The sequence below is a fragment of the Enhydrobacter aerosaccus genome (assembly GCF_900167455.1).
Lineage (GTDB): Bacteria > Pseudomonadota > Alphaproteobacteria > Reyranellales > Reyranellaceae > Reyranella > Reyranella aerosaccus.
In genome coordinates, this window is the sequence record NZ_FUWJ01000003.1 from 92,379 (window position 1) to 106,710 (window position 14,332).

The 14,332-nt window shown below is 64.7% G+C and carries 10 protein-coding genes and 1 pseudogene; 4 read left to right on the forward strand and 7 right to left on the reverse strand.

Going from position 1 to position 14,332, the window contains the following annotated elements:
* Positions 1 to 7: 7 nt before the first annotated feature.
* The 7 genes and pseudogenes from B5D62_RS15770 to B5D62_RS34000 form a co-directional block, all read right to left on the reverse strand.
* Complete coding sequence (locus B5D62_RS15770; protein ID WP_085934872.1) at positions 8 to 931, reverse strand: threonine/serine dehydratase; 924 nt, start codon at positions 929 to 931, stop codon at positions 8 to 10.
* Positions 928 to 1,479, reverse strand: coding sequence for an HD domain-containing protein (locus B5D62_RS15775; RefSeq protein ID WP_085934873.1), 552 nt, complete (start codon positions 1,477 to 1,479; stop codon positions 928 to 930). Before B5D62_RS15775 ends, B5D62_RS15770 begins: the two co-directional genes overlap by 4 nt.
* A complete protein-coding gene (locus B5D62_RS15780; protein ID WP_139373915.1) occupies positions 1,476 to 2,396 on the reverse strand; it encodes an alpha/beta hydrolase in 921 nt (306 codons plus the stop codon). The genes B5D62_RS15775 and B5D62_RS15780 overlap by 4 nt, the downstream gene beginning before the upstream one ends.
* Positions 2,397 to 2,548: 152 nt before the next feature.
* Positions 2,549 to 5,203 (reverse strand): hypothetical protein, encoded by a 2,655-nt coding sequence (locus tag B5D62_RS15785; protein WP_085934875.1) that lies wholly within the window; start codon positions 5,201 to 5,203, stop codon positions 2,549 to 2,551.
* A gap of 90 nt (positions 5,204 to 5,293) precedes the next feature.
* Complete coding sequence (locus tag B5D62_RS15790) at positions 5,294 to 6,175, reverse strand: protein-L-isoaspartate O-methyltransferase family protein (RefSeq protein WP_085934876.1); 882 nt, start codon at positions 6,173 to 6,175, stop codon at positions 5,294 to 5,296.
* A gap of 157 nt (positions 6,176 to 6,332) precedes the next feature.
* Positions 6,333 to 7,526: a CaiB/BaiF CoA transferase family protein gene (locus tag B5D62_RS15795; RefSeq protein ID WP_085934877.1), complete on the reverse strand. Its 1,194-nt coding sequence runs from the start codon at positions 7,524 to 7,526 to the stop codon at positions 6,333 to 6,335.
* A gap of 110 nt (positions 7,527 to 7,636) precedes the next feature.
* Positions 7,637 to 8,542: pseudogene (locus B5D62_RS34000) on the reverse strand (glycine reductase); the annotation flags it as partial.
* Between the two features lie 161 nt (positions 8,543 to 8,703).
* Between B5D62_RS34000 and B5D62_RS15805 the strand changes: the two are divergent.
* From B5D62_RS15805 to B5D62_RS15820, 4 genes are read left to right on the forward strand one after another with little or no spacing between them, the layout of a single operon-like run.
* A complete protein-coding gene (locus B5D62_RS15805; RefSeq protein ID WP_085934878.1) occupies positions 8,704 to 10,551 on the forward strand; it encodes an extracellular solute-binding protein in 1,848 nt (615 codons plus the stop codon).
* A 39-nt stretch (positions 10,552 to 10,590) separates the two neighbouring features.
* On the forward strand, positions 10,591 to 11,691 hold the full coding sequence (locus B5D62_RS15810; RefSeq protein WP_085934879.1) for a microcin C ABC transporter permease YejB: 1,101 nt from the start codon (positions 10,591 to 10,593) through the stop codon (positions 11,689 to 11,691).
* Positions 11,657 to 12,721, forward strand: a complete 1,065-nt coding sequence (locus tag B5D62_RS15815) for an ABC transporter permease (protein ID WP_231714842.1) — start codon at positions 11,657 to 11,659, stop codon at positions 12,719 to 12,721. The genes B5D62_RS15810 and B5D62_RS15815 overlap by 35 nt, the downstream gene beginning before the upstream one ends.
* A complete protein-coding gene (locus B5D62_RS15820) occupies positions 12,718 to 14,328 on the forward strand; it encodes an ABC transporter ATP-binding protein (protein ID WP_085934881.1) in 1,611 nt (536 codons plus the stop codon). Before B5D62_RS15815 ends, B5D62_RS15820 begins: the two co-directional genes overlap by 4 nt.
* Positions 14,329 to 14,332 lie beyond the last annotated feature (4 nt).

A 14,332-nucleotide genomic window follows, 5' to 3' on the forward strand; every position in this document is an offset into this window, starting at 1 on the left:
GCACCGGCTAGAGTACCGAGCCGGGCTCCGTGTTCGCGCCACAAACGAGCGTCGCCAGCCGTTCGCCGGCCACGGGCCGGTAGGCACCGGACAGGAGAGCTGCGAGGCCGGTCGCACCCGCTGGCTCCGCAATGATCCGCAGCTCGTCCCACAGCGCGCGTTGGGCGGCGCGAACTGCATCGTCCGTGACCAGGATCGAATCGGCGACGAGTTTCTGCGCGATCTCGAAATTGGGTGCGCCGATGCGGCTCGCTCCGAGCGCATCGGCCGCGATCCCGGAGATCTTCACCTCGACCGGCTGACCGGCGCGCCGCGCCTCGTACATTGTCGGCGTGCCTTCGGTCTCCACCGCGACGACCTTCACCTTATCGCCGACGGCAGCGGCACAGCCCGCAATCAACCCGCCGCCTCCAACCGCCACGAGCAGAGTGTCGAACGGCGCCTGCTCGGCAAATTCGAGCGCCACGCTGCCAGCGCCGGCGAAAACCTCCGGATCCTCGTAGGCGTGGACGGCCAAAGCACCCGTTTCGGCGGCGCGCTTCTCCGACGCGGCACGCGCTTCCGCATAGACCGCGCCCACCTGATGCACGACCGCGCCATAGCTCTTCAGCCGCGCCACCTTGGTTGGTGCCGAGATCGTCGGCACGAAGATTTCAGCGCGATGGCCAAGCGCTCGTGCAGCGTAGGCAACGGCGGCGCCATGGTTGCCACCCGACGCCGCGATCACGCCGGCCTCCGGCACCTTCGAGACCAGAAGTTTGTGAAAGGCGCCGCGTCCCTTGAAGGACCCGCTCACCTGTAGCGATTCCAGCTTCAGAGCCAGCGGCTCGGCGAGGCCGAAGGTGCCTGCGGTCAGTTCGAGCGCTGGCGTACGGCGCACATGGGGCCGGATGCGGACCCAGGCCGCCTCGATATCGCGGCGAGAGATCATTGCAGGCGGCAGGCCTCGACATGACGCAGGAAGTGATCGAAATCCGCGGTCGAAGCTTGCGGATCCTTGGCGCCCTCGTCGTAACGGCGCAGCCGGACTGCTTCGGCATGATGCGGAAGAGCCCGGAAATCATCGACCTCGTCTGGTGACATCAACCCGCCCTGCAGCTCCAGACTGCGCACCGAATCAGGGGCGAGCTTGGAAAAGTAATCCGCCTCGACGGTGCAAAGGTACCGCTTCGCCGCGACATGCAGGCGGACGGGCTCACTCACCTCTGGGCCGAAGCGCTGGGCCAGCCACTTGGCCCCCAGTTCCTCGTGCACGTCATCGACGCCGCGCGCGGCGGGATCCTCTCCCAGCTGATGGATCATGTGGCCGACATCGTGCAGCAGCGAAGCCAGCACGGTCGCCGGCGAAGCGCCATCGGCTTCGGCCAGCGCGGCCGCCTGCAGCGCGTGCTGTAGTTGATTGACGTCGCTCAGGCCGTAACGCCGTGTCGCACGGCCGACGAAAATCTCCAGGAGCTCCTGGCGCAGAGTATCGCTCATACCCTCTTCTTAGCACGAGCCGGCGGCTCGGGCTTCGATGGAATGGTCTGCTCGTAGCCCGGAATCATCGACAGCGCCTGCTTCACAGGATCAGCCGTCCAGGCGCGTGTAACAAAATCGCCATGAAGATCGGCGCCGCCGCAAGAGACGAACGCCATCGTGCCGGGCGCCAGGCTGGGCGGCAGTGCGCTGACATACCGAATACGGCGCTTGGCGAGCATATTCTGCAGCGCTGCATTGTCGTCGCGCGTCGAGTCGGTGTAGGCACTCAACAAGAAGCCGAGCTGGCGCCGCGCTGCGGCCCAGCCTGCGAACTTGTCCTCGTCGCCGTAAAGCGAGTCCATCAGGATCACGCCCTTCACGCGGTAGACCGCGCCTCCGCGCTCAAGCGCGTAGGCTGTCGACAGATAGCCGCCACTATAGGAGATGATCACGACCGGCGCCGCGTTGAACCGGGGGCCGGCCCGCTTGTCGCCGTAGAGCCGCATCAGTCGCTCGGCCGCTTCGTCGATGTAGGCGGCAAAATGGCCAGGCCGCCAGAAATTGCCGGCGCTCGAATCGGCAGCGTCGACCGCGAGCTGAGGCGCCACCAGCGCCACGTTCTTTCCGGATTCCGAAACCTGGCGCGGCACTCCCTGGCGCTGCATCACATCGCGCTCGAGCGTGGCCCCCTGGCCATGCAGGAACATCACGATCAGCGACGGCAGTTCCGGGTTGAAGCCGGCCGGAAGATACAGCAGCGAGCGACGATCCGAGTAGGTCGTGTCTTCCCAGCAGATATCGCCGCGCAGGGTTGTGTGGCCGCGGCGCTTGCCGTCGCGCACATCGAGGAACGGCTTGTTGGTGCCCGGGATGAAGCCGCGATAGGGAAACGGCGAGGCATTGAAATCGACCAGCTGGGTCTTCGCCTCTTTCAAGGGCTGCAGCCCGGCGCTCGACCGAACGGCGGGCGCCGGGGGCGCCGGCTTAGGTGCCGGACGCGCCGATTGCTTCTTGGAGGCTTGCTTGGTCGTTCGCGCGCGCGCTGCCGTGGGCAAGAGCAGAAACCCTAGCAGCAGCGCCCGGCGCTTCACGCGACCGCAAGCCGCTTCTCACTGAGCGGCTTCAGCACGGAGAAGAACGCGGGCAAGGCGACGAGATAGGCAATCGCCCCCACCAGCACCACGGCCGGCAGACCGAAACTCGTCGCCACGATCGGCACGAGGGCCGCGCCGATGACGGAGAAGCAGCCGTTCACGCCCCAGGCCCACAGGAACATATGATCCTTGCCCAGGCGCCCCAGCGCGGTCATCGCCGTGGGCATGGGGAAACCCATCAGGAAGGCCGGCGGCAGAAGCAACAGCAGGCAAAGCGCGATGCGCAGCAGATAGGGCAGCGTGCCGACCCAGTCGAGCGCGTAGTCGATGGCAAAGGCGTAGAGCGCCAGGATCGCGAAGATCGCCAGGAACACGCGCGGCATGAAGCTGCGCGCCCGCTCGAAGAAGCGCTCCGAGGCGAAGCTGCCGAGGCCGGAGAACACCAGCATGCCGGTGATCAGCACCGAGGCGGAAACGGTGGCGTTGGAGAGAGCCAGCACGAAATGGGAGATCATGCCCACTTCGACGGTGATGTAGCCTAGCCCCAGGCAGAGGAAATACACCATGGTGCCGAACTTGCCGGGATAACGGCTGAAGATCGTGCGCCAGCCGAAGATCACGGGAAAGAGCACGAGGGTGAAGGCGAAGATTGCGGCAATGCCAAGCGTCGCCCACAGCAGCAGATAACCCCACTCGTCCTGCACCAGCTCCAGGCGGTCGAGGAAATTCAGCAGATCCTTCACCTTGATATAGGCGGCGAAGTACGGCTGGTGATTGGTGAGGATGCGCGTGTCGAACACATACTGGTCCGCCACCTTGTCCCAGCCGCCATTCACCAGGAAGTACCAGGCGAGACGGCCCATCGTGGTGGCCGGAACCAGAGGCGGCGGCGGCGCGCCGTCATCCTTGGCACCGGACGCGTTGGCGAGTTCCGGCGGCGGCTTGTCGTGCGGCTCGTCGCTGGCCGCCTTGTCCGACGGCGCCGTCGGATCGGCCGGCGGTCCGGCATAGAAGAACTGGTCGCGGTAATCCTGCAGGATCTGGGAAAGCCCGGCCGTATCGATCTGGATACCCGGATAGTAGATCTCGTCGAACGACATCGCCTTGGTGTGCTCGTTGAGCTTGGCGATATCCTCCGGCGTGAACCCGCCGCGCTTGTAGAGCACCGTCGAGGTCGAGAGATAGGCGGCCGCGACGTAGAAGTTCTTGGCGACGTCCTGGCCTTCGATCTCACGCGCCGCCGCTACCATGGTCGCGTAGAGCTTGAGCACCGACTTGGGCGGTTCTTCCTTGTTCCAGAGCGTGACCGACAGGATGCCGCCGGGCTTCAAGGCCCGCATATAGGCGGCCATCGCCTCGCGGGTGTAGGAGTACTTCTCCACGATCGCGAAGCCGCCCGGGCTCGACAAGCCCGCCGAATCGGCCAGCGAGAGGTCGATGACGTCGTAGTGGTTCTTGGTGTGCGCGAGGTAGAGGCGGCCGTCGTAATCGACGACCGTCACTTTCGGATTGTTGAGGATATCGCCGGTGAAGGCGCGCAGTCCCTTGTCCTCGCGGAATGCCGTCAGGATGGCCGGATTACCCTCAGCCACCGTCACGTGCTCGGACCCTTCCTTCAGCGCCACCGCCGTCGAGATGCCGCCGCCGAACTGGACCACGAACGTGTCGGGCTTCTGCTTCAGCACATAGGGATAGTACATCGGCAGGTAGCGGAAATAGGCGACCTCGTCCTGCGTCAGGTCCTTGATAATGCCCGACGGTCCGTCCGAATCGATATACAGACCGAGATAGGCGTTCTCCGGCATCGTCTTCAGGTTGAAGGCGGCGTTGTCAGAGAGACCCGGCGCGAAATGCAGGTACGAGCTCGAATAGACCTCCATGTAGCCGAACGGCGAGGCGCGCTCGTAGGTCCGCTGGTTGTCCGGGAACTTGCGGGCATAGGCGACGCCCTTGTAGTCCGACACGGCGAGCTTGGGGATGCCAAGCGCATCCGGCAGCAGATAGTGAGCGCCGGCCGACAGCACGGCCACGACCACGATGGCGACGAGGCCGCCACGATCGCGCATCGACACGAACCACAGCAGGCCGCCGGCCAGCCACAGCAGCAGCGGCGCCATGATCAGGTTCTCGGGATTGAAGACGTACATGGCCAGCAGCACGGATAGACCGCACAGGCCCGAGCCCGCCATGTCGGCGAAGTAGACGCGATTGAACGTCTTCTTCGCCTTCAGGAAGACGACACCGAGATAGAGCGCGCCGGCCAGGAACGGCAGGAAGTAGAGAACGAAGTTGGCCAGCAGACGCCACTTCTGCATCGGATCGGACAACAGGAAGATGGCGTTGAACGGCACCTGCTGGGCAGCGAGGTTGCAGGCCACCATCAACGGACCGAACGCCAGCAGCGCGACCTTGACCGCGCCCAGCCAGCGCCGCTCGAACCAGCCCTTGCCCACGCACATCACGGCCGAGGTCAGGCCGAAGCCGAACATGGCCAGGCTCACGACCAGCGAGCCGAAATGGGCCCAGCTGCCGACCGAGAAGACGCGCATGATGCCGATTTGCAGCGCGATGATGCTGCCGGCCACCAGTCCGACGGAGAGATAGAAAGAGAGAGGCGGCCGATTGTCGAGATCGACGGAGACGGTCAAGTCCTGGGCTCCTGCTGGGGCGCGCTACGGCGATGCGCGATGACGATGAAAAAGACGCGCGACCGAGGTCGCGCGCCCCCAGCAATGGGTTTAGCGGTTGTGCGTGCCGACGATCTTGTCGCCTTCGAGCTTGGTGAAGGGCACGAACGGCACGATCTTGCCGCCGTAGATGTCCTCACGCGTCGTCGTGATCGACCCGTCGGCGCCCTGGATCTTGGCCACCTTGAGCACCCGCTGGGCGCCCGGGGGGCCAACCGGGATGACCATGAGACCGCCGGACTTCAGCTGCTGCAGGAGCGGCGGCGGCACGTGATCGATACCGCAGGTCACGATGATCTTGTCGAAGGGCGCCGCCTCTTCCCAGCCATAGTAGCCGTCGGCGTTCTTGCTCTTGATGTGCTGGTACTCGGTGTAGCCCTTGTCGATCAGCTTGTCGTAGAGCGCGCGGGTGCGCTCGGCGAGCGGCTTGATGATCTCGATCGTGTAGGCGTTCTCGGTCAGGTTGGCGACATAGGCCGATTGCACGCCCGAGCCGGTGCCGATCTCCAGCACCTTGTCCGTACGCTGGATCTCGAGGACGTTGGTCATGCGGCCTTGCAGATGCGGGCCGGACATGGTCACGCCATACCCGATATCGAGGAAGTTGTGCTCGTAGGCGCGCTTGTGGATCGCCGGATTGACCGAGGCGAATTCCTCGCGCGGGGTCAGCAGGAAGGCGCGGATCGTCGCCGCACTCCAGATGTCTTTGTTCTTGAGCAGCGCCTGGAAGCGGTCCCAGCGCTGGCCGAGGAAGAACGGATCCTCGCCGCGAGCCTTGCCCCATTCGATGAAATGCTCGCGGGTATCGGTCGGGGGATTGAGATCCCAGCTGTAGGGTTTGATGGTGGCAGCCGACGCTGGCGAAACCCAGCCCGCTGCGACGCTGGAAGCGGCCAGGGCCGCCGTACCGGAGACGAAGTCGCGTCTCTTCAAGATGTCCTCCTTGGCGCGGGCCCCGCGACGAGGGGAAAGGGGCAGCCGCACGGCGACTAGATACGGGAATTGTGGCAGATTTGCCAGTGCGGTTCCTACGCGTCAGACTGTCCCGCGATAGTCGCTCGATGAGACTGCGGCGGCCCGATCGGGAGCGTCAGACGACCTGCGCCTGCCGGATGGCCGCGATCTCCGCCGGTGAGTACCCGGCCTCGCCCAGGACCTCATCGGTATGCTGGCCCAGCGTTGCCGGCGGACGCTCGACCGACCCGCCACCATGCTCCAGCCGGAAGCCCGACCCGACCACCTTGATGGGACCATGCTCGGTTTCGACCGTCTGGAGCACCGTCCGGTGCTGAAACAGGTCGAGCTGGGCGGTCTCGGGAATACTGAGAACCCGGCCGGCGGGGACGTCGGCCTTCTCGAACCGCTCGGACCAGACGGCCGAGGTCTCCTTCTTCAGGGCCTCCTCGACGATCTCGTGCAGCGCCTTGTTGTTCTGGATCCGGGTCGGCCAGTCGACGAAGCGCGGGTCAGCCAGCGCGTCGTCGCGTCCCAGCACCTTCATCAGGCGCTGGAACTGCGGGTCGGTCATCACGGCCAGCACGATCCAGCCGTCCCGGGTCTTGAACAGGTTGCCGGTAGGCTTGCGGGTCACCGACAGGTTGGCACTCTGCTCGTGCACCCGGCCGGTGATCATGTGCTCGGTAAATTGCTGGGCCAGATACGCCATCACGGCATCGATCATGGCCACGTCGACGAGCTGGCCCTTGCCGGTATGGGTACGTTGATAGAGGGCCGAGGCGACGCCCAGGGCGGCCGTCGCTCCCGACATGACATCGGCGCCGGCGAAGCCGACACGGGTCGGGCCGTTTTGGGGGAATCCCGTGATCGACATCAGGCCCGACATGGCCTGGATCATGCCGTCGAAGGCCGCGGTCTTGGCCGCCGGCCCGACCTGGCCGAAGCCTGAGACGGCGCAATAGATGAGGCGGGGATTGATCGCCTTCAGCGTCTCGTAGCCGATGCCGAGCTTGTCCATGACGCCGGGCCGGAAATTTTCCATCACCACATCGGCCTGGGCGGCCAGGCGCTTCACGATCTCGATCGCCTTGGGCTTCTTGAGATCGAGCGTGATCGACCGCTTGCCGGCGTTGACCGCGATCCAGGGCGCCGCAAGGCCGCGCTTCTCCCACTCGTTGGCGCGGGTGCCGTAGCGCATGTCGTCGCCCTCGCGCGACTCCACCTTGACGACGTCGGCCCCCAGCAGCGCGAGCTGATAGGAACCGTACGGGCCCGCCAGGACGCGGGTGAAATCGAGGACCTTGATGCCGGTAAAAGGTTTGCTCATGGCTCGGAGGGCGCGACTCCAGATGCGCTCATGGATTGTTGAAACAGAGGAGAGACGCGTCCCTGGAGTGGCGCGCTCCCAGCAAGGACATCACCCCCCCCTGCCTGCTTGCGCTGGGCGAGCGCCACCTGCTTCACCTTGTCGAACTCGGCGCGACGCCTCGCGACCTCTTCGGCCGGCATGCGCTCTATGTTGTTGTAGTCCTGCTTCCAATCGCCGTCGTCGTTCCAGCGCAGTGGCGACTGCACCGTCGTACGCGGGCCGACGGCACTCTCCAGGACCTTCAACGCCAGATCGAGGGTGAAGCGCTGGGTGTCGGGCTCGTGCGGCTTGCCACAGGAATTGCCAAGCGGGAAATCGCTGAACAGGAAGCGCGGCACGCCGGCCCATTCGACGATGTCCTTCGCCGCCCCCATGATCACGGTGGGGATGCCGTTTCGTTCCAGATATCGAGCGGTCAGACTCACGGTCTGATGGCAGACGGGTCACGTAGGCACGAGCAGGGCGGCATCGACCTGATCCTGACGGCAGCGCGCCAGGATCTCCGGTGCATCGGTCTCGAGCGTCACCCGATGGCTACGATTGGTGGGTGCGCCATGGAACCGCGGCGCCAGCTTGAACCGGCCCTGCTGCGCAAACTCGCGCATCAGCGACAGAGGAAACCAGGTATTGCTGTCCGTCGCCGTGGTGTGCTTGCGATCGTAGCCGATATGGCTGATGCGCGTGTCGTGATCGACCGCCGTGTCACCGGAATAGACGGTGTAGAACTTCGCCGCCGCGTTGTAGGCGGCTCCTGGTCCCTGGTCGCCCTTGTCGGGCTGATAGGGTGCGGCTGTACTGATGAGCGCGAGGACGCTGTCCTTCAGCGGCTTCCTGAGCGGCTGGAACGGCGCATCGACATAGTGCGCCCAGCGATAGGGATTGTCGTAGCCCAGCGCGAGATAGTACTCGCGCGTGCGCCGCATATACTCGATCGGCGCATCGAATTCCGGCGCAAAATCAATCGTATCGACCATTTCTCCAGCCTGCGGCGACCGCTTTCCGAAGTCAAACGCGCCTTCCGCAGAGAGGTCCCGCAACCCGACCGACCTGAACCATGCTTAATCTGGCAGCCATAGTGCGGCCCAACTCGGCCGCGTTATATAGGTTGCGAAACGCACGAACTGGAGTGCAGGGCATGGCCATCGGACGGCGCAAGGTACTGGCGGGGGGCGCGGCTCTCTGGGTGGGGGCACCGGCGATCCTGCGGGCCCAGACGTCGTCCAAGATTCACGTCGGCCATGGCATCGCCATGCACGGCGAACCCAAATATGGCGCCGATCCCGGGCCACTGGACTTCCTCAATCCCGCTGCGCCGAAGACGGGCGCGGTCAAGTTCGGCACGCTGGGCACCTACGACTCCCTGCATCCGTTCACACTCAAGGGCGTCCCGGCAGCCGGACTGGGCTCGCTGTGGGAGACGCTGTGCTGGCACAGTCCGGAGGAGGCCTTTACCGCCTACGGCTTGATTGCCGAAACCATCGAGTGGCCCGAGGACCGGTCCTGGGTCGCCTTCACCTTGCGCGCCCAGGCCAAGTGGCACGATGGCACGGCCATCACGCCGGAGGATGTCGTGTTCAGCTTCGACATCCTGAAGAGCAAGGGCCGGCCGACCTACGCCGCCTATTACGCCGATGTCATCAAGGCCGAGAAGACCGGTGATGCCAAGGTGCTGTTCACGTTCCGCAACGACAAGAACCGCGAGCTGCCGCTGATCCTCGGGCAGCTGCCGATCCTGCCCTCGACGTGGTGGAAGGGGAAGGATTTCGAGAAAGTGTCGCTGGAGCCGGCGCTCGGCAGCGGACCGTACAAGGTCGATTCGGTCGATGTGGGACGCTCGATCACCTATCGCCGCGTCCCCACCTGGTGGGCCAGGGACCTGTGGTTCAACCGCGGACGGAACAACTTCGAGACCATCCGCTACGACTACTATCGCGACAACACCATCATCTTCGAAGCCTTCAAGGGCGGAGACACCGATATCCGGCGCGAGAATTCGGGCCGCAACTGGATGATCGGCTACAAGGATCTGCCGGCCATCGCCGATGGCCGCATCCAGCGGGCCGAGATTGCGCATGAGAATCCGGCGCCGATGCAGGGCTTCGTCTTCAATACGCGCCGTGACATCTTCAAGCATCGGAATGTACGCGAGGCCATTGGCCTGATGTACGACTTCGAATGGCAGAACAAGAATCTGAGCTACGGCTTCTATCAGCGCACGCGTTCCTACTTCGGCAATTGCGAGCTCGAGGCCAAGGGCCTGCCCTCGCCGGAAGAACTCAAGATCCTGGAGCCCCTGCGCGGCAAGATTCCCGACGAGGTCTTCACTGCCGAATACAATCCACCCAAGACCGACGGCTCAGGCAATATCCGCGAGCAGGTGCGCAAGGCCATCCCGCTGCTGAAGGAAGCCGGCTGGGAGATCAAGGACGGCAAGATGACCGACAAGAACGGTCGCAAGCTGGCCTTCGAGATCCTGCTGAACGACGCGGCGTTCGAGAAGATGGCCTTGCCGGTGAAGCAGAACCTCGAGCGGCTGGGCATCGACATGACGATCCGGACCGTCGACACCTCGCAATATCAGCGGCGTACCGACAACTACGATTTCGACATGGTGATCGACCTGTGGGCCGAATCGCTGTCGCCCGGCAACGAGCAGCGCGACTTCTGGGGATCCAAGGCCGCCGATATTCCGGGCGGGCGCAACACCATCGGCATCAAGGATCCGGCGATCGACCAACTGGTCGAGCTCATCATTGCCGCGCCGGACCGCGAGAGCCTAGTCACGCGCACACGCGCGCTCGACCGTGTCCTGTCCTGGCACATGTTCGCCATCCCGCAATTCTATTCGGGCAAGGCGCTGGTGGCGTACTGGAACCGCTTCGGCCGGCCGTCGAAGACGGCCAAGTACGAACCGCTGGCCTTCGATACCTGGTGGGTCGACGAAGCCAAGGATCGGGCGCTGACGCGCGGAGAGAAGAAGTGATCGCACGGCCCGGGGTCCAATGAAGAAGACCCGCTCCTGATGCTCGGCTACATCCTGCGGCGCCTGATCCTGATCGTGCCGACCCTGTTCGGCATCATGGTGCTCAATTTCTTCATCATCCAGACGGCGCCGGGCGGACCGGTGGAGCAGATGATCGCCCAGATCCAGGGCACCGCCGTCGGCGCGACAGAGCGCTTTTCCGGCAGTACGTCCGGCGGCGAGCTGATGCAGCGCGGTCAAACCGATGCCGGCAACAGCACCTATCGCGGCGCCCGCGGCCTGCCGCCCGAACTGATCAAGCGCATCGAGAAGATGTACGGCTTCGACAAGCCGATCTACGAGCGCTTCTGGCTGATGATGAAGAACTACGCCGTCTTCGATTTCGGCGACAGCTTCTTCCGCAACCAGCGCGTCGTCGACCTGGTGCTCGACAAGATGCCGGTCTCGCTGTCGCTCGGCCTGTGGACCACGCTGCTGGTTTATCTGGTCTCGATCCCGCTCGGCATCGCCAAGGCGGTGCGCGATGGCAGCCGGTTCGACATTTCGAGCTCGACCGCGCTGATCGCCCTCAATGCCATCCCCGGCTTCCTGTTCGCGATACTGTTGGTCGTGCTGTTCGCCGGCGGCCGCTATTTCCAATGGTTTCCCTTGCGCGGGCTGGTTTCGGACGACTGGCACAGCCTCGGCCTGCTGGGGAAGATGACCGACTATCTCTGGCACATGGTGCTGCCCATCGCGTCGATGGTCGTCGGCGGTTTCGCCGGACTGACATTCCTGACCAAGAATTCGTTCGTCGAGGAGATCGGCAAGCAATATGTGATGACCGCGCGTGCCAAGGGCCTGGTCGAGAGCCGGGTGCTCTACGGCCATGTCTTCCGCAACGCCATGCTGATCGTGATCGCGGGTTTCCCGGCGGCCTTCGTCGGCGCCTTGTTCACCGGCGCGCTGCTGACAGAAGTGATCTTCTCGCTCGACGGCCTCGGACTGCTGGGCTTCGAGGCGGCGATCAATCGCGACTATCCGGTGATCTTCGGAACGCTCTATTTCTTCGGCCTGCTCGGGCTGGTCATGAACATCGTCGGCGACCTCATCTATACGGTCGTCGATCCGCGAATCGACTTCGCGGCGCGGGCTGCCTGAGGATCCGCCGGTGAGACCCGCCAATCGTCGACGCCTGGCCCAGTTCCGCGGCAACCGCCGCGGCATGATCTCGCTGGCCGTGTTCGCCACGATGTTCTTCCTGTCGCTGTTCGCCGAGTTCCTGGCCAACGACCGACCGATCCTCATCCGCTATGACGGCCACTTCTATTCGCCGGTGTTCCACGACTACCCCGAGACGACCTTCGGCGGCGACCTGCCGACCAACGCCGTCTACACCGATACCGAGCTGCAGCATCTGATCGAGGCCAAGGGCTGGATGCTGTGGCCGCTGATCCCCTACCGCTACGACACCACCGTGACCGGCGAAGCCCGCGGCTCGCTGCTGCCGCCGTCGCTGGCGCATCCCCTCGGCACCGACGATCAGGCACGGGATGTGCTGGCCCGGGTGATCTATGGCTTCCGCATCTCCGTGCTGTTCGGCCTAGCCCTCACGATCCTGAGCTCGATCGTGGGGATCGCGGCTGGCGCGGTGCAGGGCTATTTCGGCGGTTGGGTCGATCTGTCTTTCCAGAGATTCCTCGAGATCTGGTCGAGCATGCCGACGCTCTATCTGCTGATCATCCTGGCCAGCCTGGTCCAGCCGGGCTTCTGGATCCTGCTCGGCATCATGCTGCTGTTCAGCTGGATGGCGCTGGTGGGCTATGTGCGGGCGGAGTTCCTGCGCGGCCGCAATTTCGACTATGTGCGCGCCGCCCGGGCGCTCGGAATGCTGGACCTGCGCATCATGATCCGGCACATCCTGCCCAACGCCATGACCGCGAGCCTCACCTACCTGCCCTTCATCCTGGCCGGCTCCGTGACCACACTGACCTCGCTCGACTTCCTCGGATTCGGCCTGCCGCCGGGCTCGCCGTCGCTGGGTGAGCTGGTGCTGCAAGGCAAGAACAACCTGACGGCGCCGTGGCTCGCCTTCACGGCCTTTTCGATCATCGCCCTGATGCTGTCGCTTCTGGTCTTCATCGGCGAAGCGGTGCGCGACGCCTTCAATCCGCGCAAGGCGCTGGCATGAGCGAACCCGCCCTGCTCGAGGTCCGCGACCTGGCCGTGATCTTCGGCTCCGGTCCCGGCGCCGTGGCCGCCGTGAAGGGCGTGAGCTTCGACATCCGCCGCGGCGAGACCGTGGCGCTGGTTGGCGAGTCCGGATCGGGCAAATCGGTGACCGCCCTGTCGGTGCTGCAGCTCCTTCCCTATCCGACTGCGCGTCATCCACGCGGCTCGATCCGATTCCGGGGCCAGGAGATGATCGGGGCGCCGGCACGCGACTTGCTGCAGGTTCGCGGCAATCGGGTCTCGATGATCTTCCAGGAACCGATGACCTCGCTCAATCCGCTGCACACGATCGAGCGACAGGTGAATGAAGTCCTGATCCTGCATAAAGGATTATCGCGCATGGCGGCGCGCAAGCGCACGCTCGAGCTGCTGGAGCAGGTCGGCATCCCCGATGCCGCCCGACGCCTCGACGCCTATCCGCACCAGCTCTCCGGCGGCCAGCGCCAGCGCGTGATGATCGCCATGGCGCTCGCCAACGAACCCGACCTCCTGATCGCCGACGAGCCGACCACGGCGCTGGACGTCACGATCCAGGCGCAGATCCTCAAGCTCCTGAAGAGCCTGCAGGCCAAGTACGGCATGGCCCTGTTGTTCATCACCCACGATCTCGGAATCGTGCGCAAGGTGGCGGACCGCGTCTGCGTGATGACGCAGGGCGAGATCGTGGAGCAAGGGGCCGTCGGCGACGTCTTCGACCGGCCGCAGCATGCCTATACCCGGCATCTCCTGTCCGCCGAGCCCAAGGGCAAGCCTGTGGCGGTCGATCCCGCCGCCCGGGAGATCGTGCAGCTCGACGACCTCAAGGTTCACTTCCCGATCAAGCGCGGTTTGCTGCGCCGGACGATCGGCTATGTGAAGGCGGTCGACGGCGTGACCCTGACGCTCAAGGCGGGCCATACGATCGGGCTCGTCGGCGAATCGGGCTCGGGCAAGACGACCATCGGTCTTGCCCTCCTGCGACTGGAGAGGAGCGAGGGCGGCATCCGCTTCGACGGGCAGGACCTGCAGGCGCTCAGCCAGCGCGAGATCCGGCCGCTGCGGCGGCAGATGCAGATCGTCTTCCAGGATCCGTTCAGCTCGCTCAGCCCCCGCATGACGGTGGCCGAGATCGTGGGCGAAGGGCTGGAGGTCCACGGCATCGGCACCGAGGCCGAGCGGGTGCGCCTGATCGACGAGGCCTTGCGCGAGGTCGGGCTGGATCCTCGCGTCCGCGACCGCTATCCGCACGAGTTCTCCGGCGGCCAGAGGCAGCGCATCGCCATTGCTCGCGCTCTGGTCCTCAAGCCCCGATTCATCGTGCTCGACGAGCCCACCTCAGCGCTCGATATGAGCGTGCAGGCGCAGATCGTCGACCTGCTGCGCGACCTGCAGGCGCGCCACAAGCTGGCCTATCTGTTCATCAGCCATGACCTGAAAGTGGTGCGTGCACTCGCCGACGAAGTCGTGGTGTTGCGGCAAGGCCAAGTGGTCGAGCGGGGTTCTGCCGAACAGGTATTCACGACGCCGCAGACTCCCTATACCAAGGCGTTGATTGCGGCGGCCTTCAATCTCGAGACAGTCGCGTAAGCGT

What these genes read in the sequence shown, in the direction of transcription:
- B5D62_RS15820 (WP_085934881.1), top strand. Translation starts at nt 12,718, where the DNA reads ATGAGCGAACCCGCCCTGCTCGAGGTCCGCGACCTGGCCGTGATCTTC.
- B5D62_RS15770 (WP_085934872.1), bottom strand. Translation starts at nt 931, where the DNA reads ATGATCTCTCGCCGCGATATCGAGGCGGCCTGGGTCCGCATCCGGCCC.
- B5D62_RS15775 (WP_085934873.1), bottom strand. Translation starts at nt 1,479, where the DNA reads ATGAGCGATACTCTGCGCCAGGAGCTCCTGGAGATTTTCGTCGGCCGT.
- B5D62_RS15795 (WP_085934877.1), bottom strand. Translation starts at nt 7,526, where the DNA reads ATGAGCAAACCTTTTACCGGCATCAAGGTCCTCGATTTCACCCGCGTC.
- B5D62_RS15805 (WP_085934878.1), top strand. Translation starts at nt 8,704, where the DNA reads ATGGCCATCGGACGGCGCAAGGTACTGGCGGGGGGCGCGGCTCTCTGG.
- B5D62_RS15810 (WP_085934879.1), top strand. Translation starts at nt 10,591, where the DNA reads ATGCTCGGCTACATCCTGCGGCGCCTGATCCTGATCGTGCCGACCCTG.